Origin of the sequence: Bacillus sp. BB081 (assembly GCF_008368895.1) — a bacterium.
GTDB classification, from domain to species: domain Bacteria; phylum Bacillota; class Bacilli; order Bacillales; family Bacillaceae_G; genus Bacillus_A; species Bacillus_A wiedmannii.
Genome location: NZ_QOZX01000002.1, coordinates 1 through 25,863 on the forward strand (window position 1 = coordinate 1; position 25,863 = coordinate 25,863).

Genomic DNA, 25,863 nt, shown 5'->3' on the forward strand with positions numbered 1-25,863 from the left:
TTGTTTTATGTTGTTTTTATCATAAAACTCTTCGGGATTAATTTTCCTCACTAACTTGTTGTTTTGAGCGTGAGGATTCGGGGAGACATTCACGCTCATGCTTTCCATGTAAACAATGGACAATAAGAGGGGAACATCGCAACAAATTTGCATGATCGTGCATTTTGCTTGCCTAAAGAGTGAACGGGCGTTCATAATTCAAAAGGGAAGCAAATAGATATAAGGAGCAAGGTTGGGAGAATTTTCAGGAAAAGGAGAGAATGTCATGACTGTTATTCGAGGTTTAGAAGGGGTAGTAGCAACAACATCATCTGTGAGCTCTATTATTGATGATACATTAACTTATGTTGGGTATAATATTGATGATTTAGCTGAGAATGCTACATTTGAAGAAGTAGTGTACTTATTATGGCATCGCAAGCTTCCTAATGAACAAGAACTAGCGAAATTTAAAGAGATTGTATCGGAATACTATAAAGTTCCAGGTGAGATTTTAACATATTTGAAACAAGTAGATTTAAAAATCGCACATCCGATGTCTGTTTTACGAACTGCAATTTCCATGCTATCATTATACGATGAGAGCGCTGAAATTATGGATGAAAACTCCAATTATTTGAAAGCGGTTAAATTGCAGGCTCAAGTAGGAACTTTAGTTGCTGCTTATGCAAGAATTCGTAAAGGTTTAGATGTTGTTGAGCCTAGAAACGATTTATCATTAGCTGCAAACTTCTTGTACATGTTAAATGATCGCGAGCCAAATGAAGTTGAAATTGAAGCTTTTGATAAGGCGCTTGTACTTCACGCAGATCATGAGTTAAACGCTTCTACATTTACTGCACGCGTTTGTGTAGCTACACTTTCAGATGTATATTCTGGTATTACAGCAGCAATCGGTGCGTTAAAAGGTCCTCTTCACGGCGGGGCAAACGAAAATGTAATGAAGATGCTAACTGAAATTGGCGAAGAAGAAAATGTAGAATCATATATTCATAATGCTCTTCAAAATAAAGTGAAAATCATGGGCTTTGGCCACCGTGTATATGAGCAGGGTGATCCGCGTGCAAAACATTTACGCGAAATGTCTAAGAGATTATGCGTGCTTTTAGGAGAAGACAAATGGTATAATATGTCTATCAAAATTGAAGACATTGTAACAAAAGAAAAAGGTCTTCCACCAAATGTTGATTTCTATTCAGCTTCTGTATACCATTGTTTAGGAATTGACCATGACTTATTTACACCTATTTTTGCAATTAGCCGTATGTCAGGCTGGTTAGCTCATATTCTAGAACAATATGAAAACAACCGTTTAATCCGTCCGCGTGCTGATTATAATGGACCAACACATCAAGTGTACGTTCCAATTGCACAACGATAAGCGAAAAACACTATTTTGATAGTGAAAATACGCTTTCAAAAGTCTGATTTTTTCGGAAAGACGTAATGATTAGAATATTTTAATTTAAATAACGGTTTGAACTGAGGGGTTATTCCCTCAGTTTCATACATATGAAATTTCAAACATGGGGGTTATCACATTGACGACAGGTGAAAAAATTACTGTAACTAATGGTGTTATGAATGTACCAAACAATCCGATTATTCCATTTATCGAAGGAGATGGAATTGGTCCTGATATTTGGGCAGCTGCATCTCGTGTACTAGAAGCAGCAGTTGAAAAAGCTTATGATGGTGAGAAGAAAATCGTTTGGAAAGAAGTGCTTGCAGGGGAAAAAGCATTCAACCAAACAGGCGAGTGGTTACCAGAAGAAACTTTAAATTTAATCCGTGAATATTTAATCGCGATTAAAGGTCCACTTACAACTCCAGTTGGCGGTGGTATTCGTTCTCTAAACGTAGCACTTCGTCAAGAATTAGATTTATATGTATGTCTACGTCCAGTTCGTTATTTTGATGGTGTTCCTTCACCTGTAAAACGTCCGGAAGATACTGATATGGTTATTTTCCGTGAGAATACAGAAGACATTTATGCTGGAATTGAATATGCGCAAGGATCTCCAGAAGCAGAAAAAGTCCTTGCTTTCTTAAAAGAAGCAATGGGTGTTAATAAAATCCGCTTCCCAGAAACATCTGGTATTGGTATTAAACCAATCTCAGAAGAAGGGACAAAGCGTCTTGTTCGTGCTGCAATTCAATATGCAATTAACGAAAAACGTTCTTCTGTTACATTAGTTCATAAAGGAAACATTATGAAATTTACAGAAGGTGCTTTCAAAAACTGGGGTTACGAAGTAGCGGAACAAGAATTCGGCGATAAAGTATTTACTTGGGCTGAATATGACCGTATCGTTGAGAAAGATGGTAAAGATGCAGCGAATAAAGCGATGGCAGACGCTGAAGTGGCTGGGAAAATCATCGTAAAAGATTCTATTGCAGACATCTTCTTACAACAAATTTTAACTCGTCCACGTGAGTTCGATGTTGTTGCAACAATGAACTTAAACGGAGACTACATCTCTGATGCACTTGCTGCACAAGTAGGTGGAATTGGTATTGCACCTGGTGCAAACATTAACTATGTGACTGGACATGCTATCTTTGAAGCTACACATGGTACAGCTCCAAAATATGCAGGTTTAGACAAAGTAAACCCATCTTCGGTTCTTCTTTCTGGTGTATTATTATTAGAGCACTTAGGATGGAACGAAGCTGCGAAATTAGTAACTGATTCAGTTGAGAAAACAATTGCTTCAAAAGTAGTAACTTATGATTTCGCACGCTTAATGGAAGGTGCAACAGAAGTGAAATGTTCTGAGTTCGCTAATGAACTTATTAAAAACATGGATGTAGCGATAATCAAAAACGCATAATTAAAGCGGGGGGTAAATTATGACAATCAAACGCAAGAAAGTTTCAGTCATCGGTGCAGGATTTACAGGAGCAACAACAGCATTCTTATTAGCACAAAAAGAACTTGCAGATGTTGTATTAGTGGACATTCCACAACTGGAAAATCCAACAAAAGGGAAAGCGTTAGATATGTTAGAAGCGAGCCCAGTACAAGGTTTTGATGCTAACATTATTGGAACATCTGATTACACAGATACTGCTGATTCTGACGTTGTCGTTATTACAGCAGGTATTGCACGTAAGCCTGGTATGAGCCGTGATGACTTAGTAGCAACAAACTCTAAAATTATGAAAAGTATTACGCGCGACATTGCAAAACATTCACCAAATGCGATTATTGTTGTATTAACAAATCCAGTTGATGCAATGACATATTCTGTATTTAAAGAAGCAGGATTCCCGAAAGAGCGTGTTATCGGTCAATCGGGCGTATTAGATACAGCTCGTTTCCGTACATTTATTGCACAAGAATTAAATCTTTCTGTGAAAGACATTACAGGATTTGTTCTTGGTGGACACGGTGACGATATGGTACCTCTTGTACGTTATTCTTATGCAGGTGGCATTCCGTTAGAAACGTTAATTCCGAAAGAGCGTTTAGAAGCAATCGTAGAACGTACCCGTAAAGGTGGCGGCGAGATTGTAGGCTTATTAGGAAACGGTAGTGCATATTACGCACCAGCTGCTTCTTTAGTTGAAATGACAGAAGCAATTTTAAAAGATCAACGCCGTGTATTACCAGCTATTGCGTACCTTGAAGGTGAATATGGTTATAGCGACCTTTACTTAGGCGTACCAGTAATTCTAGGTGGTAACGGAATTGAAAAAATTATTGAGTTAGAACTTCTTACAGATGAAAGAGAAGCGTTAGATCGCTCTGTAGAATCTGTACGTAATGTAATGAAGGTTCTTGTTTAATAATTAAATATAAGTAGAAAAAGATTCGGGGCCCCGAATCTTTTTCTACTATTTATTCAAATGTTTTTTTGAAATAATATGAAAACGCTATCATTTGGTGTATCCTATAATGAAACTATAGATTTATACTATACATTGCCCTCATCATAGTAAATTTCGGATCAGGTATCGCTATTAGTAGGATAATAAGGTGAAAAAATCGGAGGGGGTTGTAACATGTTAAAGAAAAAAGTTCAAATTGGTCGTAGAATGGATGAAATTACAGTAGGAGAGAAATTATCTATCACTGAAAAAATTGAGGATAAAGATTTGTTATTGTACTTAGGGTTAACGAATGATGCCAATCCATTATATATTCAGCATGATTACGCATCCCAAACTCCGTATGAAAAGCCGATTGTACCAAGCATTATGCTAACGGGAATGATTACAACGGCAGTTACGAAATATTTACCAGGTCCAGGCAGTCATATTACTAGGAAGGACCTTACGTTCGTGAAGCATGTTCATCATTATGAAACGTTACAAATCCATTTTGAAGTTGTGGCTGTTTCTGAGGAGGAACATACAATTGATATGCTTGTATCTGCTCATGATGAAAAAGGAGAAACGGTTGTAAAGGGTTCTTTAACAGTAACGCCGCCTTTTAAATCAGTTTCTATTATGGAAAAAGCATTAGATAATTTTTAAAGCATGAAAATATGAATAGCGCTAGCATACCTTACTATAAGGGGCTAGCGCTATTTTTAGTTGAAAAATCCTTCTTTAAACCCTTCGGCAAATTCTGAGCAACCTGTTTTAATCGTATCCCAGCTTGGTACGTTAAAAGTAAGGAAACATGTTACTACTAAAGTTAAAATAGGTAGTAATACTCGCATAATAGCCTCCTGAATCGTATTTATTTATATATTTAAATTAATAATATATTTATTGGTAATTGAAGTCAATGAAAGGGTTGTTTTTAAGGTGAAGTGGAAGAGAGAAGACATTATTTTTGAAACGATAAGAGAAGCTGAAGTGTGGGCAGAGGGGGGGGCGCGAATGAAATGTATGGAAGACTATTTGATGGATATGAAACACTGGACTATAAAATAGCGTATGCTCTTTCGTTTTTCCTAGCGCAGGAGGGGGGATTTATGGTTCATACGGAAAAATACTTTGAAAAAGGTAGGTTTATCTATCGAATTTGGATAGCGGAGAGGGAGAGAGAATGAAGTTTTAATTGCTTTTATTTTCGAAGCATTAGTAGAAACGAGCTCCATGTATAGACAATTATATTGAGAGGTACCTTGTTTTCTAGTATGATGAGAATAACGGGGAAAATACTAGGATGAAGAAGGTTTCAAGTCTATAACTTGGAGGAAAAGAATGAACAATCGTATTTTAGTAGTTGATGATGAGGAGTTTATCTTAACTTTAATTGAATTTAATCTACAACAAGCTGGGTTTGAAGTGATAACAGCGATGGATGGAGAAATGGCGCTTCAAAAAGCGACAACAGAACGCCCAGATTTAATTATATTAGATTTAATGCTTCCGAAAATGGATGGTATGGAAGTGTGTAAAGAATTACGATTGCAGCGCGTTATGACGCCGATTTTAATGTTAACAGCAAAAGATGATGAATTTGATAAGGTGCTAGGTCTTGAACTTGGGGCAGATGATTATATGACGAAGCCATTTAGCCCAAGGGAAGTTGTTGCGCGTGTGAAGGCAATTTTGCGCCGCACGAAATTACAACAAGAAGAACAAGTGAAAGAAGCGTCAGATGAAGAGAGCATCACACTTGCTGAACTTAAAATTTTGCCGGAATTTTATGAGGCTTATTTCCAAGGAAGAAAGCTTGAATTAACACCAAAAGAATTTGAACTACTTGTTTATCTTGCGAAAAATAAAAGTCGCGTGTTGACACGTGATCAATTATTAAGTGCTGTATGGAACTATGATTTTGCTGGTGATACACGAATTGTTGACGTTCATATTAGCCATTTGCGCGATAAAATTGAACAAAATACGAAAAAACCGACGTACATTAAAACGATACGTGGTTTAGGATATAAATTAGAGGAGCCAAAAGGGGATGAATAAATTTCGTTCCAGGCTTCTTTTTACATTTGTTTCTCTTATTGTATTTATTTTAGTTGGACTAGGTTTATTACTGGAAACCGTATTTGAAAACTACTATATAGATCATGCGAAAGAGAGAATGGTAAAAGAAACAGAGTACGTTGCGGTATTAGCAGAAGAACAGGGTTTTGATGATGTTTTAAAAAATCCATATGTATTTGAAAAGTTAGAAGAAAAAATCCAGGCTTCTATTGCATTTTTAGATGAAAAAAAGAAAGTTCAATATAGCGGAGGAGAACAGTCTGCTTTTAGTCAAGGGATAATTAAAGAACTTTCTTCTGAAACAACAAAACAAAGAAACAAAGTCATTACGAAAGAAACAGATCAGAATAATGAATTTTACCATGCGGTATTCGTTCAAGATGTAGCAGGGAAACAAGGGTACATCTTGGTGAAAAGTACAATTGAGCCTTTGAAATCTGTTCATCAAAAAACGTGGGGATTATTAATTATAGGATTTGTTATCGCTTGTCTCGTAGTCGTATTTTTAGGTATGAAAATTACAGGGCAATATATTAGGCCGATTGAATCCGTTACGAAAGTTGCTATCGAATTAGCGAAGGGAAATTATAAAGCACGCGCTTATGAAAGTCATTCGGATGAAACGGGAATGCTGAGTAAAGCGATTAATATTTTAGCCCGTAATTTACAAGAGATGACACTTGAGCAAGAAATGCAACAAGATCGTCTGCATACGTTAATTGAAAATATGGGAAGTGGAATGATTTTAATTGATAGCCGCGGTTATATAAACCTTGTAAACCGTTCTTATAAGGAGACTTTCCACGTAACAGATGAAGAATATTTAGATCGTTTATATTATGAGTCGTTTCATCATACAGAAATTATAGAGCTCGTGGAAGAAATCTTTATGACAGAAGTGAAAGTGCGTAAACAAATGTTATTGCCGCTTGGAATTGAGCGAAAGCATTTTGAAGTATATGGAGCACCGATTATCGGGACGAACCATGAATGGAAAGGGATTGTCCTTGTATTCCATGACATTACTGAGCTAAAGAAATTAGAACAAATGAGAAAAGACTTTTTAGCGAATGTGTCTCATGAACTAAAGACACCGATTACTTCTATTAAAGGTTTTTCAGAAACGCTCTTGGACGGTGCTATGGATAATAAAAAATTCTGCGAACATTTCTTGCACATTATTTTAAAAGAAAGTGAACGCATGCAAGGGTTAATTGAAGATTTATTAGATTTATCAAAGATTGAGCAACAAGGATTTAAATTGAGTATGGGGACCGTTGATATGAAGGGACTTCTTGAAGACATTCGTATGGTGCTTGATAACAAAGCAGGAGAAAAAGAAATCTCTTTACAAGTAAATGCGCTAAAAGGAGTCTCGGTCATTGGAGATCCAAGTCGTTTGAAGCAAATCTTTATTAATTTAATGAATAACGCAATCGTATATACGCCGGCTGGAGGCGTTGTTTCTGTAGAATTAGCAGAAGATAAATATAATGCTTATATAAAAGTATCGGATACGGGAATTGGTATTAGTAAAGATGAAATTCCGCGTATTTTTGAACGCTTTTACCGAGTGGATAAAGCGAGAAGTAGAAATACTGGTGGTACAGGCCTTGGATTATCGATTGTAAAGCATTTAGTTGAGGCACATCACGGTACGATTACAGTGGATAGTGAAGTTGGCGAAGGGACAACATTTACAGTTGTTTTACCAAAATCAGCAACTGAAAAATAGGATGAAGGATGTTTACAATATATTAACAATGGCTTAATTAAATATTAATAAAGGTCTGTTAATATAATACATGAAAACCCCTTCATCCAAGGAGTAATTTTGGACGAGAATAGTTATGCTGTTCTCGTCACTTCCCTTTTATGTTAGTAAACGTTTGTATATATGATAGAAAATAGCCGTTATTTTTCTTCTCTCTATTAGTCATGTTAATATAGAGAGAAGAAAGGAACGGTTTTTTTCTGTGAAAAAAATCATTTCAAATTTGTATGGGGAGGTTTCTGGTTTGGAAAAAAAGGTCGTATTAGTAGATGGTAACAATATCGCGTATCGTGCTTTCTTTGCACTACCGCTTTTAAATAACGACAAAGGTATACATACGAACGCAATTTACGGTTTTACAATGATGTTAATGAGAATATTAGAGGAAGAAAAACCAACGCATATGTTAGTAGCGTTTGATGCGGGGAAAACGACATTCCGTCATAAAACGTATAGTGAGTATAAAGGAGGACGTCAAAAGACTCCACCTGAATTATCAGAGCAATTCCCGTTTATTCGTGAGATGCTTGATGCATTCAACGTACCGCGTTATGAATTAGAAAATTATGAAGCGGATGACATTATGGGGACGTTAGCGAAAGAAGCGAGTGAACAAGGGTTTCATGTAAAAGTTATTTCAGGAGATAAAGACTTACTGCAACTTGTTTCAGATAATACACTCGTATGTATTCCTCGTAAAGGGATTACAGAAGTGGATGAATATACGAAAGAAGCTTTATTTGAGAAATACAGCTTATCACCAAAGCAAATTATCGATATGAAAGGTTTAATGGGAGACCAGTCAGATAATATTCCAGGTGTACCAGGAGTTGGTGAAAAAACTGCGATTAAATTGTTAACACAGTTTGAAACGGTCGAGGCAGTGTATGAAAATATAGATCAAGTAAGCGGGAAGAAATTAAAAGAAAAGCTAGAAGCAAATAAAGACCAAGCTCTTATGAGTAAAGATCTTGCAACTATTATTACAGATGCGCCGATTACAGTGCATGTGGATGATATGGAGTATAAAGGGTATGAAGCAAGTGATGTGATTCCAATGTTCGAGAATTTAGGATTTACATCCCTTTTAAATAAATTAGGTGTTACGCCAGAAGAAACGACTCCAGCTGAATTAGATGATATTACATTTGATATTGTGGAAGAAGTTACAGAAGAAATGCTAGTGCAAGATAGTGCGCTTATTGTTGAAGTACAAGAAGATAACTATCATAAAGCGGACATTCAAGGTTTTGGTATTCAAAACGAAAATGGCTGTTACTTTATTCAAACAGACATTGCCCTTAAGTCAGACGCTTTTAAAGAGTGGCTTGCAGATGGAGAAATGAGAAAGTATACATTTGATGCGAAGCGCGCAATCGTTGCACTTAAATGGAACGGGATAGATATGCAAGGGATTGACTTTGATCTATTAATCGCTGCTTATTTACTTGACCCGGCTGATACGGATAAAGATTTCCGTACTGTAGCAAAAATGAAAGAAACACATGCTGTGAAATCTGATGAAGAAATTTACGGAAAAGGTGCGAAGCGTGCTGTTCCAGAGCTAGAAGTAGTAGCGGAGCATGTAGCTCGTAAAGTGCACGTATTATATGATGTAAAGCAAACATTCGTTGAAGAGTTACAAAAGAATGAGCAATATGAACTGTTTACAGAGTTAGAATTACCACTTGCGCGTGTATTAGCTGATATGGAAGTAAAAGGTGTAAAAGTTGATACGGAGCGTCTTCGTAATATGGGAGAAGAACTTGCAGGTAGATTAAAGGAAATGGAACAGGAAATTTATAAGCTTGCGGGAACAGAATTTAATATTAATTCACCGAAGCAGCTTGGTGTTATTCTGTTTGAGAACTTAAATTTACCAGTTATTAAAAAGACGAAAACAGGTTATTCTACGTCAGCTGATGTACTAGAAAAGCTTATGGATCGCCATGAAATTATTCCAAACATTTTACATTATCGTCAATTAGGGAAACTGAATTCAACTTATATTGAAGGTTTATTAAAAGTTGTACATGAAGATTCATCTAAAATTCATACTCGTTTCAATCAAGTATTAACGCAAACAGGTCGATTAAGTTCAACAGATCCGAACTTGCAAAATATCCCGATTCGATTAGAAGAAGGAAGAAAGATTCGTCAGGCATTTGTTCCATCAGAAGAAGGATGGATTATGTACGCGGCAGATTATTCACAAATTGAACTTCGCGTATTAGCTCATATTGCAAATGATAAAGGGCTAGTTGAAGCGTTCCAACATGACATGGATATTCATACGAAAACAGCGATGGATGTATTTGGCGTTGAAAAAGATGAAGTAACTTCGAATATGAGACGACAAGCGAAAGCTGTTAATTTCGGAATTGTGTATGGTATTAGTGATTATGGTCTTTCACAAAACTTAGGAATTACAAGAAAAGCAGCAGCGGAATTTATTGAAAAGTATTTAGAAAGTTTCCCTGGTGTACAAGAATACATGAGTGACATCGTAAAAGATGCGAAACAAAAAGGATATGTGGCTACATTATTAAATCGCCGCCGTTATATTCCGGAAATTACGAGTCGTAATTTCAATTTACGTAGCTTTGCTGAGCGTACCGCTATGAATACACCAATTCAAGGGACTGCAGCAGATATTATTAAAAAAGCGATGATTATTATGGCAGACCGTCTAGAAGAAGAAGGATTACAAGCGCGTCTACTTCTGCAAGTACACGATGAATTGATATTTGAAGCACCAAAAGAAGAAATTGAAAAATTAGAGAAGCTTGTACCTGAAGTAATGGAGCATGCGATTGAACTCGCGGTTCCGCTGAAAGTTGATTATTCTTACGGTCCAACTTGGTACGATGCAAAATAAGGAAGTGATGAAATGCCTGAATTACCAGAGGTTGAAAACGTCAGACGGACACTTGAAAATCTTGTGACAGGAAAAACAATTGAAGATGTCATTGTTACCTATCCCAAAATAGTAAAACGTCCGGATGATGCAGAAATCTTTAAAGAAATGCTAAGAGGCGAGAAGATTGAAAATATAAAGCGAAGAGGAAAGTTTTTGCTTTTATATGTAACGAATTATGTTATTGTTTCACATTTGCGTATGGAAGGTAAATTTTTACTGCATCAAGAGGACGAGCCAATTGATAAGCATACACACGTCCGTTTCTTATTTACAGATGGAACTGAACTACATTATAAAGATGTGAGAAAGTTTGGTACGATGCATCTCTTTAAGAAAGGTGAAGAATTGAATCAAATGCCTCTTGCTGACTTAGGTCCGGAGCCGTTTGATGCTGAATTGACACCGCAGTATTTACAAGAAAGATTGCAAAAGACCAATCGTAAAATAAAAGTCGTATTATTAGACCAGCGTCTTTTAGTAGGGCTTGGAAATATATATGTAGATGAAGTTTTATTCCGTTCTCAAATTCATCCGGAACGAGAAGCTTCGTCTTTAACAGCAGAAGAAATTGAGCGAATTTACGAGGCGACTGTTACAACGTTAGGTGAAGCAGTGAAGCGAGGCGGAAGTACAATTCGAACGTATATGAATTCGCAAGGGCAAATTGGCTCATTCCAAGAACTTCTAAATGTATACGGAAAAAAAGGAGAACCATGTGTGACTTGCGGTACGATATTAGAAAAAACAGTTGTTGGCGGAAGAGGAACGCATTACTGCCCGATTTGTCAGCCGAGAATATAGAAAAGAGATAACATCGGATAGGCATTTGTCATATACATACAGCAGGGCTATGTATAAGGGAGGAGCTTACCGATGTACCTTTATTTATCTCTTATTTTATTAGCTTTTACATTAAGCTTAGATAGCTGTAGTGTAGGGCTAACGTATGGTTTAAGAAGCGTAAGAATTCCACTAAGATCAATTATAATTATCGGAATGTGTTCAGCGGCTGTTATGCTTGTTTCAATGGGAATTGGACATATGATCGCGAAAATATTTTCACCTGTTATCGCAACGCGTATCGGTGGGCTTGTTCTTATTGGAATAGGAATTTGGGTATTATACCAATTTTTTCGAAGTGAGAAAAAAGAAGAACCAAAGCAAGAGGAGAAGGTTTGGAAATTAGAAATTGCTTCGCTCGGGCTAGTGATTCAAATTTTACGGAAACCGACTGTTGCAGATTTTGATAAATCAGGCACCATTTCTGCAGGAGAAGCGTTACTTCTTGGTATCGCTCTTTCTATAGATTCGTTCGGTGCTGGAATTGGTGCATCTTTATTAGGGTATGCGCCCGCTATGATGGCGATATTAGTTGCGGTTATGAGTTCTTTGTTTTTATTTATTGGAATGAAACTTGGAACGGTTTTATCAAATATGAAATGGTTACAAAAATTTACATTCCTGCCTGGGGTATTACTCATTATTATTGGAATTTGGAAAATGTAAGTATGGGCGTGGAACATTAGTTTTGCGCCTTTTATTATGAGGAGGATTATATGATGACAGTAGTAATTGGATTAACGGGAGGCATTGCAAGCGGAAAAAGTACAGTGTCTCAAATGTTTCGTGAACTGAGTATACCAGTTATTGATGCAGATATTATTGCGCGAGAAGTTGTAGAACGAGGAAAACCAGCATATAACAAAATTGTAGAAGTGTTTGGAACGGAAGTATTACAAAAAGATGGAGAACTGGATCGACCGAAATTAGGAAGTGTCGTTTTCTATAATGAAGAAAAACGATTGCAGTTAAATAAAATTGTTCATCCTGCAGTGCGTGAGGAAATGAATACGCAAAAGGAAATGTACATAAAAGAAGGGGCGCAAGCGGTTGTGTTAGATATCCCTCTTTTGTTTGAGAGTAAATTAACAAGTCTCGTTGATCGTGTTTTAGTTGTAGCAGTTACACCGAAAACACAATTAGAACGTTTAATGAAACGAAATAATTTTTCAGAAGAAGAAGCAACAGCTCGTATTCAATCTCAAATGCCGTTAGAAGAAAAAGTGAAGAATGCAGATGAAGTGATAAATAATGATGGCACAATTATGGGAACGAAAACACAATTACAGGTGATTTTAAAGAATTGGAACATTATTGACTAAAAAATTGTGAAATTAATGAAAATGCTTAGTGACATATCCCCTTTTTGTGTTATACTATTATTGGGATTGGAGATAAATAGTATAACGCATTCAAGGGGGATAACATATTATGACTCGTGTGGCAATTAATGGATTTGGACGTATTGGGAGAATGGTATTTCGTCAGGCAATAAAAGAAAGCGCATTCGAAATTGTAGCAATCAATGCAAGCTATCCATCTGAAACGTTAGCACATTTAATTAAATATGATACAGTTCACGGCAAGTTTGACGGAACAGTAGAAGCATTTGAAGATCACTTATTAGTTGATGGGAAAATGATTCGCCTTTTAAACAACCGCGATCCAAAGGAATTGCCTTGGACAGATCTAGGTGTTGAAGTTGTAATTGAAGCAACTGGTAAATTTAATTCAAAAGAAAAAGCAATTCTACATGTTGAAGCTGGAGCGAAAAAAGTTATTTTAACAGCGCCTGGTAAAAATGAAGATGTAACAATTGTAGTTGGTGTGAACGAAGACCAATTAGATATTACAAAACATACTGTTATTTCAAATGCATCTTGCACAACAAACTGTTTAGCGCCTGTTGTTAAGGTGTTAGATGAGCAGTTTGGAATTGAAAACGGTTTAATGACAACTGTTCACGCTTATACAAATGACCAAAAAAATATTGATAACCCACATAAAGATTTAAGAAGAGCACGTGCTTGCGGACAATCAATCATTCCGACAACGACAGGTGCTGCGAAAGCGCTTGCAAAAGTTCTTCCGCACTTAAACGGAAAACTTCATGGTATGGCACTTCGTGTACCAACACCAAACGTGTCTCTTGTTGACTTAGTAGTAGATGTAAAACGTGATGTGACAGTTGAAGCTATTAATGAAGCATTCAAAACTGTTGCAAACGGTGCGTTAAAAGGCATTGTAGAATTCAGTGAAGAGCCTTTAGTATCTATTGACTTTAATACAAATACACACTCAGCTATTATTGATGGTTTATCTACAATGGTAATGGGTGATCGTAAAGTGAAAGTACTTGCTTGGTATGATAACGAGTGGGGCTACTCTCGTCGTGTTGTAGATCTTGTAACGTTAGTTGTTGACGAATTAGCAAAACAAAAAAATATGCAACATATTTAAGTAAATAAGGGAGAGGGCAAGTGAATATTTGCCCTCTTTTTTTTATTTTTTTCTGAAAAGGAAAAAAATTATATAAGTATATTTTTGAAAGTGGACATACCACGAAACGTTGTGATTACTGTATTTGTGAATCGTTTATGTTTTTTAGGGAAAAGTAAAGAGGAAAATATGACAGAAAATCGAAAAAACTGTTGTTGCAAAATGAAAATAAACAAAGTATACTAACACTCGTAAACTTAAGAGCTGAGGTACGTAGTCACTACTTAAAGGGTTAGGACCTCTCTGGACTAACTTTCCCCCGTGGTAGTGGAGCAAGCCAAATTGCAAATTAGTTTTCAATTCGAACAGTTAGAATAAATTTACAAGGGGGAACTGTAGAATGGATACTATGGATACGATGGGTCGTCACGTAATCGCTGAACTTTGGGATTGCGATTTCGACAAGCTTAATGACATGCCGTATATTGAACAATTATTTGTGGATGCAGCACTGAGAGCTGGTGCTGAAGTGCGTGAGGTTGCTTTCCATAAATTTGCACCACAAGGTGTAAGTGGAGTAGTAATTATCTCGGAATCACATTTAACAATTCATAGCTTTCCGGAGCACGGTTACGCAAGTATTGATGTTTATACTTGTGGGGATCGTATTGATCCAAATGTTGCTGCAGAATATATTGCAGAAGGTTTAAACGCGAAAACGCGTGAGAGCATCGAGCTTCCTCGAGGCACTGGTAGCTTCGAAATTAAGCAGAGAGAAACAAAAGCTCTTTAAAAAAGAACATAATTGATTTAAAATGTAAAGAGGTGTATAATGCACCTCTTTTTTAGTTTATAAAAAAGGAAAAATATAACGTACTCGTTAGTGAGATAAATTGGGCTCTTACGAATAAGTTAGCACCCCATCTACCATCTTATTTCTGAAAACGAGATGATAAAATAATGTGCTTAAACTTAAAGTGGTAAGAGAGTTAGAATGAGTTATATAATATTGTATATATATTGTCAGATGAAGTAAGTAGAGAAAAAATAAAGAGTATAGTGTAAAGGAGTGAATATATTGCGTTGTCCATCCTGTTCGCATAATGGTACAAGAGTGTTAGATTCGCGTCCGGTAGACGAGGGGCGCTCTATTCGAAGAAGGAGAGAGTGTGAAAGTTGTTTAAGTCGCTTTACGACATTTGAAAGAGTAGAAGAGTCACCTCTTATCGTTGTAAAAAAAGAAGGCACACGAGAAGAATTTAATAAAGAAAAGATTTTGCGCGGCTTAATTAAAGCGTGCGAAAAAAGACCAGTATCTTTAAGACAATTAGAAGAAGTAACTCAAAGTGTGGAACGTGAACTTCGTAATTTAGGTATATCAGAAGTGAAAAGTGATATGATTGGTGAAATTGTTATGGAAGAACTGCGTGATATTGATGATGTTGCTTACGTGCGTTTTGCTTCTGTATATCGCCAATTTAAAGATTTAAATGTATTTATTGAAGAATTAAAAGATATACTGCAAAAAGAAAGAGAGTAGAAGTTGTATTTTATTCTCTTTACATACCGTAAGTAATGAGATAAGAGAGCTAGAAGCGAAAGCTAATAGCTCTTTTTCGCTAAGCAATTATATAATGAAGATAGAACGAATGAAGTAGAGGATAGATTGGATGAGAGAAAGGAAAAGCAAGAATGGAAAAACAGTCATGGATGGAGCTATTGCCAATTGATCGTTATAAAGTAAGTGCGAAAGGGTTACTGCATAATTACGACCGAAAAGTGTTAACGATGTTGTATCAGCCGTTAATAGGTAGTAGAGCTTTTAGTTTGTACATGACGCTATGGGGAGAGTTAGAGCAAGATCGTGTGTTTGGAAAAGAGAATACACATCATTCCCTTATGGTGACCATGCAGATGCAGCTTCCCGAAATATATGAGGAACGAGTAAAGTTAGAAGCAATTGGCCTTTTGAAGGTATATATTAAGAAAGAAAAAGATATTCGAATGTTTATATACGAATTGCAACCACCTTTATCTCCGAAGCAGTTTTTTGATGATATTGTGCTAAGCATCTTTTTATACAATCGATTGAGTCGGACAAAATATAATCAAGTAAAGCAATATTTCTTAGAAGAAGAATTTGATTTTGCTTCTTATGAAAATGTTACGCGTTCTTTCAATGATGTGTTTGGTTCGTTTAATCCAGGACAGCTTGAGCATGCGCAAGAAGATCTTCGTATTCCAAAAACGACAGCTATGCCAAGTAACGAGAAGGGAGACGCTCCAAAAGTTTGGAATGATTTCTTTGATTTCTCCTTATTTGTAGATGGCTTGTCCGCTCTTGTCCCTAAAAAGGCGATTACAGATCAAGTGCGAGAATGTGTCAGTACACTTGCTTACGTGTACGATGTAGATGTGTTATCGATGCAAAATATCGTTCTTGGTACGGTGACAGAGATGCAGACAATTGATATCGAAAGGCTTAGAAAAGGAGCACGTGATTGGTATCAGTTCGAAAACGGTCAAGCGTTACCTGTATTAAGTGAAAGAGTACAACCTCACGCTGCACGTATGATGGAAGGAAAAGAGCCTTCTACGCAAGAAGAGATGTTAATAAAACAGTTAGAGGAAATCTCACCAAAACAACTATTAAAAGAAATCTCTGGTGGTGCAGAGGCGACAAAGGCTGACTTGCAGATCGTTGAAGATGTAATGATCAATCAAAAATTAACGCCAGGTGTTGTGAATGTACTTATTTATTACGTTATGCTACGCTCAGATATGAAGCTTGCGAAAACGTATGTGGAGAAAATTGCTGGGCATTGGGCACGTAAAAAGGTCGGTACAGTAGCTGAAGCAATGGCGTTAGCGAAAGAAGAAAACCGTCAATATCAAGAATGGGCTGAGACGAAGAAAAAAGGCCGTACGTCGAAGAAAACGATAAGAAAAGAAATGGTACCAGATTGGCTGAAAGAAGAGCCGAAAGAACAAGAGAAAGAAATAGTGAAGAAAGATGTAAGTAAGAAAAAAGATGCAAGTACGTTAGATGATGAACGAAAACGACTAGAAGAAGTGTTAAAAAAATATAAGCGTGATTAATAGAAGAGAATGAACGCTCTTTGAGGTGAGAAAATGGAGCATATTCAAAATTCATTTGCAAAGTTAATGGAAAATAAAAATTTTAAAAATAGATATGAAGTATTAAAGGCGGAAGTAATGGCACATCCGCGTGTGAAAGAATTTATAGACGAACATCAAGGTGAAGTAACAACTTCTATGATTGAGCGCAGCCTGGTGAAGTTATACGAATATATTGGACAAAGTGTAGGTTGTGCGGATTGTCCGGATCTAGGTTCGTGTAAAAACATGCTGCAAGGATATGAGCCAAAGCTCGTTATCCAAGGGAAGATGATTGATATTCAATACGATCGTTGTGTTAGAAAAGTAGCATATGACGAGAGAAAGAAATATGAAAAACTCGTTCAAAGTGTATATATGCCAACTGACATTTTACAGGCAACGATGGAAAACTTAGATCCTTCAGATTTAGATGCGCGTATTGATGCAATTGGTGCAGCTAATGAATTTTTAAGTACATATGAACCTGGTAAAAAAGTACAAGGTTTATATTTGTACGGTAAATTTGGTGTAGGGAAAACGTATTTGTTAGGAGCAATGGCGAATGAACTTGCTCAAAAGAAAATAAGTTCGATGCTCGTATACTTCCCTGAATTTCTACGTGAAATTAAAAGTTCGATTCAAGATAATTCGATTGGGGAAAAGATTGATGCGGTGAAACGCGTACAAGTTTTAATGCTAGATGATATCGGAGCAGAAGCGATGTCAAGCTTTGTGCGTGACGATGTGCTTGGTGCAATTTTGCAATTCCGTATGTTAGAAAACTTGCCGACGTTCTTTACGTCTAACTTTGATTTCAAGGAATTGGAACATCATTTAACGTATACACAGCGTGGTGAAGCAGAACAAATGAAAGCAGCACGTATTATGGAACGAATTAAATATTTAGCGAAGCCAATCCCGATTGGCGGGAAAAACCGACGTCATAAGTAAAGAGTAAGCTGAAAAGCTTGCTCTTTTTTCGTTTTGAACACTTTTCAGAATAGGTGAATTGCAAAACGAAAAACTTCTTATAGAAAATTCATTGTAGCTTGTATCATTTTTTTCTCCCTCCCTTAATATATATAAAATTAGCAAGCCATATTGAGTGGATTTTCTAACGATAGGAAATGTAATTCTACTAAGAGTGAACTTCACGCGGGACGGACTCTTATAGGATTTGTAACGTATAGATACAATCCTTTAGAGCAGGGATAAAAGGGGGGACAAAAGTGATTGAAATTTGCTTCGAAGAAAAAAATGATGCTATGCATGTATATAGACAACTATTGAAAAGAGCGGAACTGTTATATAAGGAAACGAGTGTGTATTTACAGGAACAAAAAGTGGTGATTCACATACCAGTATGTGAATCGAATTATATTGAAAAGATTTTATTGCCGGTAATGGTATATTTCATTGTGAATGTAAAGCAAAATAAGTGGATTTATACAATCTTAAAAGAGAAGTTTTTTTATGAAGAAGAGGAAGAGTGTCATCAAATATTGCATATGGCACAAGAGATTTTAAAGGGAAGAAGAAAAGGGATTGCTCGTGAATTAACACGTCACACATTTGAATCATATATTAAATCTTCTTTAAATAACTGGCTTTGTGATCCGCTTTCGTTCTCGTTTTCATCATATGTTCGTTTTCGCCTTCGTACATATAGGGAAATGGTAGCTAAGCTTGCTGAATTGTCGATTGATGAGTATAAGTTGGAACAAGAATATCAAATGTTTATTGAGACGCTAAGGCAACAAGTGCGCAGCCGAAAATCACGTTTGTCCTGTGTGCATCTTATTTTTGATGAAAGTTTTATTTTCTATGATGATAAAGGTAGACGTTTAAAACAGGAGAAATTGGTCCAATATATAGACGAGGAATTATTAAAGCAAAAGGATGTATATATTGATACGAAAGTAATTGCACCACTTCTTTCTATTTCGCCGAAAAAAATTTATTTATATACGAAAGAACAAGACCATAATATGATTATTACTTTGCGAAATGTATTTCAAGAACGGGTCCAATTACATGGATTACATGAGTTTGAGCGCAATGTGAAAAATTTAAAAAATAAAGGTAACGCCCTTGATTTTCTAAGTTTTTGAGCATATAATTACCTACATAAATGAAATATATTGAAATGTCATGATGAGGACATGAGTAGTTTTCTACGATTTTCAGAGAGGGAAGCCTTAGGGTGTGAGCTTCCTAGTACGGGATAATTACTTACCACCTCTAAACTTTAGCAGTGAACGGTTTTTTCTAGTAATTGCTAACGGACAACACCGTTATGTTGAACTTGAGCAATTAACAATAATGTTAATTGGAACAAGGGTGGAACCACGAATTCAACACTCGTCCCTTTTTACGGGATGAGTGTTTTTTATTTTGAAAAAAAGAGGAGTGACCAGTGATGGCAGATGTAGTTAAAATTACTTTCCCTGATGGAGCTGTGAAGGAGTTTCCAAAAGGCGTAACAACTGAAGAAATCGCAGCTTCTATTAGCCCAGGCTTAAAGAAAAAAGCTGTGGCTGGAAAATTAAACGATGAGATGATCGATCTTGTTACACCAATCGAAGAAGATGGTGCAGTTTCTATTATTACATTAGATTCTGAAGATGGCTTATACATTTTACGCCATTCAACAGCCCACTTATTAGCACAAGCGTTAAAACGTTTATATAAAGATGCTAAGCTTGAGCTCGGCATTGGTCCAGTAATTGAAAATGGCTTCTACTACGATATTGATATGGAAGAAGCAATTACAGTTGAAGACTTCAAGAAAATCGAAAAAGAAATGCAAAAAATTGTGAACGAGAACTTAGAAATCGTTCGTCATGAAGTGCCACGTGCAGAAGCACTTCGTCGCTTTGAAGAAATCGGCGATGAGTTAAAATTAGATTTAATTAACGATCTTCCAGAAGATGCAGTTATTTCAATCTATGAGCAAGGCGAATTCTTCGATCTTTGCCGTGGTGTTCACCTTCCATCTACAGGGAAAATTAAAGTATTTAAATTATTAAGCGTTGCAGGTGCTTACTGGCGCGGCGATAGCAATAATAAAATGCTACAACGTATTTACGGTACTGCATTCGTTAAGAAAGCAGAATTAGATGAGCACTTACGTATGCTTGAAGAAGCGAAAGAGCGCGATCACCGTAAATTAGGTAAAGAATTAAAACTATTTACTAATAGCCAAAAAGTAGGACAAGGTTTACCACTTTGGTTACCAAAAGGTGCAACTATCCGCCGCATTATCGAGCGTTACATCGTTGATAAAGAAGCAAGCTTAGGCTATGATCACGTATACACTCCAGTACTAGGAAGCAGAGAGCTTTATGAAACTTCTGGTCACTGGAATCACTACCGTGATGGTATGTTCCCATCAATGGAAATGGATAATGAAGAGTTAGTTCTTCGTCCGATGAACTGCCCTCACCACATGATGGTTTATAAAAATGATATTCACAGCTACCGTGAATTACCAATCCGTATTGCGGAACTTGGAACAATGCACCGCTATGAAATGTCTGGAGCATTATCTGGATTACAACGTGTACGCGGAATGACTTTAAACGATGCGCACATTTTCGTTCGCCCAGATCAAATTAAAGAAGAGTTAAAACGTGTTGTAAACTTAACTCTAGAAGTGTACAAAGATTTCGGTTTAGAGAATTATTCATTCCGTCTATCTTATCGTGACCCAGCTGATACTAAAAAGTACTATGCTGATGATGAGATGTGGGAAAAAGCACAAGGTATGTTAAAAGAAGCTATGGATGAAATGGGTCTTGATTACTATGAAGCTGAAGGCGAAGCGGCATTCTACGGTCCAAAACTTGACGTTCAAGTTCGTACTGCTCTTGGAAAAGACGAAACACTTTCAACTGTACAATTAGACTTCTTACTTCCAGAACGCTTTGAATTATCTTACGTTGGTGAAGACGGTAAACAACATCGTCCAGTTGTAATTCACCGTGGTGTTGTATCAACTATGGAACGTTTCGTAGCCTTCTTAATTGAAGAATACAAAGGTGCATTCCCAACTTGGTTAGCTCCAGTTCAAGCGCAAGTAATTCCAGTTTCTCCGCAAGTACATTTAGACTATGCGAAGAAAGTACAAGATGAATTACGTCGTGCTGGTATCCGTGTTGAATTAGATACTCGTGAAGAGAAAATTGGTTACAAAATCCGTGAAGCACAAATGCAAAAAATTCCGTACATGCTTGTAGTAGGTGACAATGAAGTAACTGAAAACGGCGTAAACGTACGTAAATATGGTGAACAAAAATCAGAAACAATTGCATTAGATGCTTTTGTTGATATGATTAAAGTAGAAGGAAAACGATAAGACAGAGCCGCGGTATACCGCGGCTTTCGTATGTATTATAAAAAAGAAAAACTAGAAAAAATAACCAAACTATACTTATCATAAAAAAGTATTGCAAGTATGTTAGTTGTTTGTTACAATATTTCTTGTTGTTAGTAAAACACATAGCGTCTTCTTGACAGACGTCATGTCCTATGATAAACTCATCAAGGATAATAGAATATTGTTTTGTGGAACAAGTAGAAGCACCCGCTTCTCACCTGATGGACGCATTCGCAGTTTACAGGTAAATGTATTTCTTACTTAAGAATTTACAAGTGTGGGTGTCGTATGCCCGCACTTTTTTTGTCGGGTTCTATGACTACAAAAGATGTTCTGAAAAAACCTTGGAGGTGGCTTACTATTAGCAAGGATATGATGATTAACGAGCAAATTCGTGCACGTGAAGTACGTTTAGTTGGTGCAAATGGCGATCAACTTGGAATCAAGTCTCGTAATGACGCTTTAGACTTAGCTGCAAATCTTAATCTTGATTTAGTATTAGTTGCTCCAAATGCGAAACCGCCAGTATGCCGCATTATGGACTACGGTAAATTCCGCTTTGAGCAACAGAAGAAAGAAAAAGAACAGCGCAAAAATCAAAAAGTAATTAGCATGAAAGAAGTTCGTTTAAGTCCAACAATTGACGAACACGACTTTAACACAAAACTTCGTAATGCTATCAAGTTTTTAGAGAAAGGCGACAAGGTTAAAGCGTCAATTCGCTTTAAAGGACGTGCCATTACTCATAAAGAAATCGGTCAACGTGTTTTAGATCGCTTCTCAGAAGCTTGTGCTGAAGTTAGTACAATTGAATCTAAGCCTAAAATGGAAGGACGTAGTATGTTCTTAGTTTTAGCACCGAAAAACGATAAGTAATAGATAGAGGAGGAAATACCTATGCCTAAACAAAAAACTCATCGCGGCTCTGCAAAGCGTTTCAAAAAGACTGGATCAGGTAAACTGAAACGTTCTCACGCTTACACAAGCCATTTATTCGCTAACAAATCTACAAAAGCTAAACGTAAACTACGTAAAGCTGGTGTAGTAAGCGCTGGTGACTTCAAACGCATTCGTCAAATGCTTGACAACTTAAAATAAGTTCGGCTGATATATAGAACAATTAGGAGGTAATATTATGCCAAGAGTAAAAGGTGGTACAGTTACTCGTCAACGTCGTAAAAAAGTTATAAAATTAGCAAAAGGTTACTACGGTTCTAAGAGTACATTATTCAAGGTTGCTAACCAACAGGTTATGAAATCTCTAATGTATGCATTCCGTGACCGTCGTCAAAAGAAACGTGACTTCCGTAAATTATGGATTACACGTATCAACGCAGCAGCTCGTATGAATGGTCTTTCTTACAGCCGTTTAATGCACGGTCTTAAAAATGCTGGCATCGAAGTTAACCGCAAGATGCTTGCTGACTTAGCTGTTCATGACGAAAAAGCTTTCGCTGAATTAGCAACAGTTGCAAAAAACAACATTAACTAATTAATTAGTTGAAACCTTAGAAGATTTTTCTTCTAAGGTTTTTTTATTTGTATGCAAAGAGAAGTATGTCGTTATCGATATGACAAAATCAATATAAAAGCTATAGCGATATAGAAGAATATCTATATGAAGCCAGGAGAATTCTCCTGGCTTTTTTCAATTATCCCCCTTTGGAAAGAAGAGTATCTTTCCTACCTGAAACGACACTGCTATAATGGAAAGATGATATGGAACTTTCATCAGATAAAATAAATTTTTTATCAGTGGACAATCCCCGGATAATGATTAACTATCACCAATCGGAGTGAACAATCTAATAGTGATGATTGAAACGTATTTGTAAATTAAGGACAAGCTATTTTGTAAAGAGATAAATGGCTGACTTATTAATAAGAAACGAAAAATAATAATGAACTTTGAGATGAAACAACATTGTTGCGTAAAATGCGATGTTGGAGGAGGACAATAGAATGGACTTACTACAACTATTTAAATTACAAAAAGAATTAGATGACCGTATTGTGAAAGAGCATGATTTACAACCGAAAAAGTTGTTAAAAGAAAAAATGTTAGCTCTTCTTGTAGAAATTGGAGAACTTGCAAATGAAACACGTTGTTTTAAATATTGGAGCAACAAACCAGCATCAGAACGTGAAGTAATATTAGAAGAATACGTAGATGGCTTGCATTTTATTTTATCAATCGGAATTGATTTAGGTATTGATAAAAACTTCCTATTCTATAAATGTGCACAAACGAATAAAACACAAGTAGAAATTTTCTTAGACACATATGCGAAAGTAATTCGTTTTACAGATCAACCATCTATTACGAACTATATTGAATTATTTACAAGCTACCTTCGACTTGGACAAGCGCTAGAGTTTGAGCAAGAAGAAATTGAAAAGGCATATTTAGATAAAAATGAAGTAAATCATCAGCGTCAAACACAAGGATATTGATTTAATTTTTGAATATTTCAATTTCCTTTTGTATAATGAAGTGACTGAAGAAAAAGGAGGGTGTTGGCAATGACAAAATTAGACGCGACATTGACAATGCTAAAAGAATTAACAGATGCACGTGGTATTGCGGGTAACGAGCGTGAACCACGCGAAGTAATGAAGAAATATATTGAGCCGTTTGCGGACGAACTTGCTACTGATAATTTAGGAAGCTTAGTTGCGAAAAAAGTAGGGGAAGAAAACGGCCCGAAAATTATGGTTGCAGGTCATTTAGATGAAGTCGGCTTTATGATCACACAAATTGATGACAAAGGTTTCCTTCGTTTCCAAACGGTTGGTGGCTGGTGGTCACAAGTTATGCTTGCGCAGCGCGTGACAATTGTAACGCGTAAAGGAGATGTAACAGGTGTAATTGGTTCAAAACCACCGCACATCTTACCTCCAGAAGCGCGTAAAAAGCCAGTTGAAATTAAAGACATGTTCATCGATATTGGTGCTTCTAGCCAAGAAGAGGCAATGGAGTGGGGCGTACGACCAGGCGATCAAGTTGTACCTTACTTTGAATTCCAAGTGATGAAAAATGAAAAAATGTTACTTGCAAAAGCATGGGATAACCGAATTGGTTGTGCAATTGCAATTGACGTATTAAAACAATTAAAAGATGAAAAGCATCCAAACGTTGTATACGGCGTAGGGACTGTACAAGAAGAAGTTGGTCTTCGTGGTGCGAAAACATCTGCGAACTATATTAAACCAGATATCGCGTTCGCAGTAGATGTTGGCATCGCTGGAGATACGCCAGGTGTAACGGCAAAAGAAGCGCAAAGTAAAATGGGTGATGGACCACAGATCATTTTATATGATGCTTCTGTTATTGGACATACAGGTTTACGTGACTTTGTAGTTGATGTTGCTGATGAATTACAAATCCCGTATCAATATGATTCAGTAGCGGGCGGTGGAACGGATGCAGGCGCAATTCACATTTCTGCAAATGGTATTCCGTCTATGGCAATTACGATTGCAACGCGCTACATTCATTCTCATGCGGCAATGTTACACCGTGATGACTATGAAAATGCAGTGAAGTTAATTGTAGAAGTTATTAAACGTCTTGATAAAGAGGCTGTACATAACATTACATTTAATTAATAGAAAAAGCGAAGGAGATTTTCCTTCGCTTTTTTATGTTTTAAAAAGGTCGTTCTAATCCTGCAGCAGTATGAGCTCCTAAAATAATTAAACGAGTTAATTGCATGGCCATAAAATGCGGGGTATAAATCATCCCTCTTTTTAACCATGACATAATCATCCCGATATGAGCTCCTGTCACATAACTAATTAAAATATCACGAGGAACCATAAGATCTTTATCATCTGGCTGTGAAATAGACAAGCTTAATGTTAAATGTGTTTGTATTGTTTTCATCATTTTATAAGAGTAGTTTCCAGCGGCTTTATCACCAAGCATAACGTTATAGAAGTTCACATTTTCTGCGATATGTTCGAACAAAGCCAAAAATGTCGGATGTGGTGAATCAAATGTAAGTTGAAACTCTTCTTTATTTCTATTTTTCGGCTTAATAACTTCTGTTAACTTCTCTAACATTTCTTCAATGCTTTTGTCTAATAGGTCATATTTATCATGGTAATGGCTATAAAACGTAGCGCGATTTACAGGAGCACGTTCTGCAATATGTTGAACAGTTACATCATCAAATCCTTTTTCGCCTACTAAAGCGACAAAAGCATCCTGTATGAGTTGTCTCGTCCGCTTTACACGTGGATCATTTGTATTTTTAATAGACATTTTTACTTCCCCTCGTTTAATTTTCTATACTTAAACAACATATAGGTATTATATTGTTGTTTAAGCGACATTTCATGCGTAAATTGTCGGTTGTAGATTCAAAATAATTATTTATAATTATAAACGATAGTCCTTCAGAAATCAGCACCGCTCGCAGGTAGATAAATTTCAATTTACACCGCAGATGGTGTGATTTTTTTGTTTAAAAGTTAATATAATTAACA

Annotated in this window: 24 protein-coding genes, 1 pseudogene and 2 other annotated features; of the genes and pseudogenes, 23 read left to right on the forward strand and 2 right to left on the reverse strand. The window is 36.5% G+C overall.

Annotation, left to right across the window (positions count from 1 at the left end):
• Positions 1-232 precede the first annotated feature (232 nt).
• The 4 genes from citZ to DN394_RS00130 all read left to right on the forward strand — a co-directional run bounded on the left by citZ (position 233) and on the right by DN394_RS00130 (position 4,482).
• Positions 233-1,381, forward strand: coding sequence for a citrate synthase (gene citZ, locus DN394_RS00115; RefSeq protein WP_000503659.1), 1,149 nt, complete (start codon positions 233-235; stop codon positions 1,379-1,381).
• Between the two features lie 160 nt (positions 1,382-1,541).
• Positions 1,542-2,834, forward strand: coding sequence for an NADP-dependent isocitrate dehydrogenase (gene icd / locus DN394_RS00120; protein ID WP_000206896.1), 1,293 nt, complete (start codon positions 1,542-1,544; stop codon positions 2,832-2,834).
• A gap of 19 nt (positions 2,835-2,853) precedes the next feature.
• Positions 2,854-3,792, forward strand: a complete 939-nt coding sequence (mdh, locus tag DN394_RS00125; RefSeq protein WP_046958746.1) for a malate dehydrogenase — start codon at positions 2,854-2,856, stop codon at positions 3,790-3,792.
• A gap of 216 nt (positions 3,793-4,008) precedes the next feature.
• Positions 4,009-4,482: a MaoC family dehydratase gene (locus DN394_RS00130; protein ID WP_000914190.1), complete on the forward strand. Its 474-nt coding sequence runs from the start codon at positions 4,009-4,011 to the stop codon at positions 4,480-4,482.
• A gap of 56 nt (positions 4,483-4,538) precedes the next feature.
• Here the strand turns inward: DN394_RS00130 and DN394_RS29220 are convergent, their stop codons facing one another.
• The gene (locus tag DN394_RS29220; protein ID WP_001265022.1) at positions 4,539-4,670 is read right to left on the reverse strand and encodes a hypothetical protein; all 132 of its coding nucleotides are present in this window, start codon (positions 4,668-4,670) and stop codon (positions 4,539-4,541) included.
• An 88-nt stretch (positions 4,671-4,758) separates the two neighbouring features.
• On the opposite strand from DN394_RS29220, the pseudogene DN394_RS00135 reads away from it, so the two are divergent.
• From DN394_RS00135 to DN394_RS00225, 19 genes and pseudogenes are all read left to right on the forward strand, one after another.
• Positions 4,759-5,006, forward strand: a pseudogene (locus DN394_RS00135) (hypothetical protein).
• A gap of 154 nt (positions 5,007-5,160) precedes the next feature.
• Complete coding sequence (gene phoP, locus DN394_RS00140) at positions 5,161-5,880, forward strand: two-component system response regulator PhoP (RefSeq protein WP_001065223.1); 720 nt, start codon at positions 5,161-5,163, stop codon at positions 5,878-5,880.
• A complete protein-coding gene (gene phoR / locus DN394_RS00145; RefSeq protein ID WP_001032123.1) occupies positions 5,873-7,636 on the forward strand; it encodes a sensory box histidine kinase PhoR in 1,764 nt (587 codons plus the stop codon). The genes phoP and phoR overlap by 8 nt, the downstream gene beginning before the upstream one ends.
• Positions 7,637-7,919: 283 nt before the next feature.
• Positions 7,920-10,553 (forward strand): DNA polymerase I, encoded by a 2,634-nt coding sequence (polA, locus tag DN394_RS00150; protein ID WP_149293505.1) that lies wholly within the window; start codon positions 7,920-7,922, stop codon positions 10,551-10,553.
• 12 nt (positions 10,554-10,565) lie between these two features.
• Positions 10,566-11,396, forward strand: coding sequence for a DNA-formamidopyrimidine glycosylase (gene mutM / locus DN394_RS00155; RefSeq protein ID WP_001114486.1), 831 nt, complete (start codon positions 10,566-10,568; stop codon positions 11,394-11,396).
• Positions 11,397-11,468: 72 nt separating this feature from the next.
• Positions 11,469-12,101, forward strand: coding sequence for a sporulation membrane protein YtaF (gene ytaF / locus DN394_RS00160; protein WP_000281739.1), 633 nt, complete (start codon positions 11,469-11,471; stop codon positions 12,099-12,101).
• 53 nt (positions 12,102-12,154) lie between these two features.
• Entirely contained in the window at positions 12,155-12,757 is a 603-nt protein-coding gene (gene coaE / locus DN394_RS00165; protein WP_097916539.1) for a dephospho-CoA kinase, read from the forward strand.
• A gap of 109 nt (positions 12,758-12,866) precedes the next feature.
• Positions 12,867-13,895 (forward strand): glyceraldehyde-3-phosphate dehydrogenase, encoded by a 1,029-nt coding sequence (locus DN394_RS00170; RefSeq protein WP_097916543.1) that lies wholly within the window; start codon positions 12,867-12,869, stop codon positions 13,893-13,895.
• A gap of 388 nt (positions 13,896-14,283) precedes the next feature.
• Positions 14,284-14,667 carry an adenosylmethionine decarboxylase gene (gene speD / locus DN394_RS00175; RefSeq protein WP_002003660.1) on the forward strand — a complete coding sequence of 128 codons (384 nt, stop codon included), beginning with the start codon at positions 14,284-14,286 and terminating at the stop codon, positions 14,665-14,667.
• Positions 14,668-14,952: 285 nt separating this feature from the next.
• Positions 14,953-15,414: a transcriptional regulator NrdR gene (nrdR, locus tag DN394_RS00180; protein ID WP_001203687.1), complete on the forward strand. Its 462-nt coding sequence runs from the start codon at positions 14,953-14,955 to the stop codon at positions 15,412-15,414.
• Positions 15,415-15,566: 152 nt separating this feature from the next.
• Positions 15,567-16,973 carry a replication initiation and membrane attachment family protein gene (locus tag DN394_RS00185; RefSeq protein ID WP_046956233.1) on the forward strand — a complete coding sequence of 469 codons (1,407 nt, stop codon included), beginning with the start codon at positions 15,567-15,569 and terminating at the stop codon, positions 16,971-16,973.
• 33 nt (positions 16,974-17,006) lie between these two features.
• Positions 17,007-17,945 carry a primosomal protein DnaI gene (gene dnaI / locus DN394_RS00190; protein ID WP_000400114.1) on the forward strand — a complete coding sequence of 313 codons (939 nt, stop codon included), beginning with the start codon at positions 17,007-17,009 and terminating at the stop codon, positions 17,943-17,945.
• A 278-nt stretch (positions 17,946-18,223) separates the two neighbouring features.
• Positions 18,224-19,105, forward strand: coding sequence for a putative sporulation protein YtxC (gene ytxC / locus DN394_RS00195; RefSeq protein ID WP_087985377.1), 882 nt, complete (start codon positions 18,224-18,226; stop codon positions 19,103-19,105).
• 31 nt (positions 19,106-19,136) lie between these two features.
• Positions 19,137-19,366, forward strand: a binding site (T-box leader).
• A 47-nt stretch (positions 19,367-19,413) separates the two neighbouring features.
• Entirely contained in the window at positions 19,414-21,351 is a 1,938-nt protein-coding gene (gene thrS, locus DN394_RS00200) for a threonine--tRNA ligase (protein WP_000786074.1), read from the forward strand.
• A gap of 210 nt (positions 21,352-21,561) precedes the next feature.
• Positions 21,562-21,682: a sequence feature (ribosomal protein L20 leader region), on the forward strand.
• 62 nt (positions 21,683-21,744) lie between these two features.
• The gene (gene infC, locus DN394_RS00205) at positions 21,745-22,248 is read left to right on the forward strand and encodes a translation initiation factor IF-3 (protein ID WP_000973214.1); all 504 of its coding nucleotides are present in this window, start codon (positions 21,745-21,747) and stop codon (positions 22,246-22,248) included.
• A 21-nt stretch (positions 22,249-22,269) separates the two neighbouring features.
• Positions 22,270-22,470 carry a 50S ribosomal protein L35 gene (rpmI, locus tag DN394_RS00210; protein ID WP_001125946.1) on the forward strand — a complete coding sequence of 67 codons (201 nt, stop codon included), beginning with the start codon at positions 22,270-22,272 and terminating at the stop codon, positions 22,468-22,470.
• A 37-nt stretch (positions 22,471-22,507) separates the two neighbouring features.
• The gene (gene rplT / locus DN394_RS00215; protein ID WP_001138364.1) at positions 22,508-22,864 is read left to right on the forward strand and encodes a 50S ribosomal protein L20; all 357 of its coding nucleotides are present in this window, start codon (positions 22,508-22,510) and stop codon (positions 22,862-22,864) included.
• Positions 22,865-23,334: 470 nt separating this feature from the next.
• Entirely contained in the window at positions 23,335-23,826 is a 492-nt protein-coding gene (locus tag DN394_RS00220; RefSeq protein WP_000365057.1) for a dUTP diphosphatase, read from the forward strand.
• 69 nt (positions 23,827-23,895) lie between these two features.
• Positions 23,896-24,981: a M42 family metallopeptidase gene (locus DN394_RS00225; protein ID WP_097916545.1), complete on the forward strand. Its 1,086-nt coding sequence runs from the start codon at positions 23,896-23,898 to the stop codon at positions 24,979-24,981.
• A gap of 40 nt (positions 24,982-25,021) precedes the next feature.
• Here the strand turns inward: DN394_RS00225 and DN394_RS00230 are convergent, their stop codons facing one another.
• Positions 25,022-25,639 (reverse strand): TetR/AcrR family transcriptional regulator, encoded by a 618-nt coding sequence (locus DN394_RS00230; RefSeq protein WP_000023655.1) that lies wholly within the window; start codon positions 25,637-25,639, stop codon positions 25,022-25,024.
• Positions 25,640-25,863 lie beyond the last annotated feature (224 nt).

What these genes read in the sequence shown, in the direction of transcription:
- mdh (WP_046958746.1), top strand. Translation starts at nt 2,854, where the DNA reads ATGACAATCAAACGCAAGAAAGTTTCAGTCATCGGTGCAGGATTTACA.
- DN394_RS00130 (WP_000914190.1), top strand. Translation starts at nt 4,009, where the DNA reads ATGTTAAAGAAAAAAGTTCAAATTGGTCGTAGAATGGATGAAATTACA.
- DN394_RS29220 (WP_001265022.1), bottom strand. Translation starts at nt 4,670, where the DNA reads ATGCGAGTATTACTACCTATTTTAACTTTAGTAGTAACATGTTTCCTT.
- phoP (WP_001065223.1), top strand. Translation starts at nt 5,161, where the DNA reads ATGAACAATCGTATTTTAGTAGTTGATGATGAGGAGTTTATCTTAACT.
- phoR (WP_001032123.1), top strand. Translation starts at nt 5,873, where the DNA reads ATGAATAAATTTCGTTCCAGGCTTCTTTTTACATTTGTTTCTCTTATT.
- mutM (WP_001114486.1), top strand. Translation starts at nt 10,566, where the DNA reads ATGCCTGAATTACCAGAGGTTGAAAACGTCAGACGGACACTTGAAAAT.
- ytaF (WP_000281739.1), top strand. Translation starts at nt 11,469, where the DNA reads ATGTACCTTTATTTATCTCTTATTTTATTAGCTTTTACATTAAGCTTA.
- coaE (WP_097916539.1), top strand. Translation starts at nt 12,155, where the DNA reads ATGACAGTAGTAATTGGATTAACGGGAGGCATTGCAAGCGGAAAAAGT.
- DN394_RS00170 (WP_097916543.1), top strand. Translation starts at nt 12,867, where the DNA reads ATGACTCGTGTGGCAATTAATGGATTTGGACGTATTGGGAGAATGGTA.
- speD (WP_002003660.1), top strand. Translation starts at nt 14,284, where the DNA reads ATGGATACGATGGGTCGTCACGTAATCGCTGAACTTTGGGATTGCGAT.
- DN394_RS00185 (WP_046956233.1), top strand. Translation starts at nt 15,567, where the DNA reads ATGGAAAAACAGTCATGGATGGAGCTATTGCCAATTGATCGTTATAAA.
- dnaI (WP_000400114.1), top strand. Translation starts at nt 17,007, where the DNA reads ATGGAGCATATTCAAAATTCATTTGCAAAGTTAATGGAAAATAAAAAT.
- thrS (WP_000786074.1), top strand. Translation starts at nt 19,414, where the DNA reads ATGGCAGATGTAGTTAAAATTACTTTCCCTGATGGAGCTGTGAAGGAG.
- infC (WP_000973214.1), top strand. Translation starts at nt 21,745, where the DNA reads ATGATGATTAACGAGCAAATTCGTGCACGTGAAGTACGTTTAGTTGGT.
- rpmI (WP_001125946.1), top strand. Translation starts at nt 22,270, where the DNA reads ATGCCTAAACAAAAAACTCATCGCGGCTCTGCAAAGCGTTTCAAAAAG.
- rplT (WP_001138364.1), top strand. Translation starts at nt 22,508, where the DNA reads ATGCCAAGAGTAAAAGGTGGTACAGTTACTCGTCAACGTCGTAAAAAA.
- DN394_RS00220 (WP_000365057.1), top strand. Translation starts at nt 23,335, where the DNA reads ATGGACTTACTACAACTATTTAAATTACAAAAAGAATTAGATGACCGT.
- DN394_RS00225 (WP_097916545.1), top strand. Translation starts at nt 23,896, where the DNA reads ATGACAAAATTAGACGCGACATTGACAATGCTAAAAGAATTAACAGAT.
- DN394_RS00230 (WP_000023655.1), bottom strand. Translation starts at nt 25,639, where the DNA reads ATGTCTATTAAAAATACAAATGATCCACGTGTAAAGCGGACGAGACAA.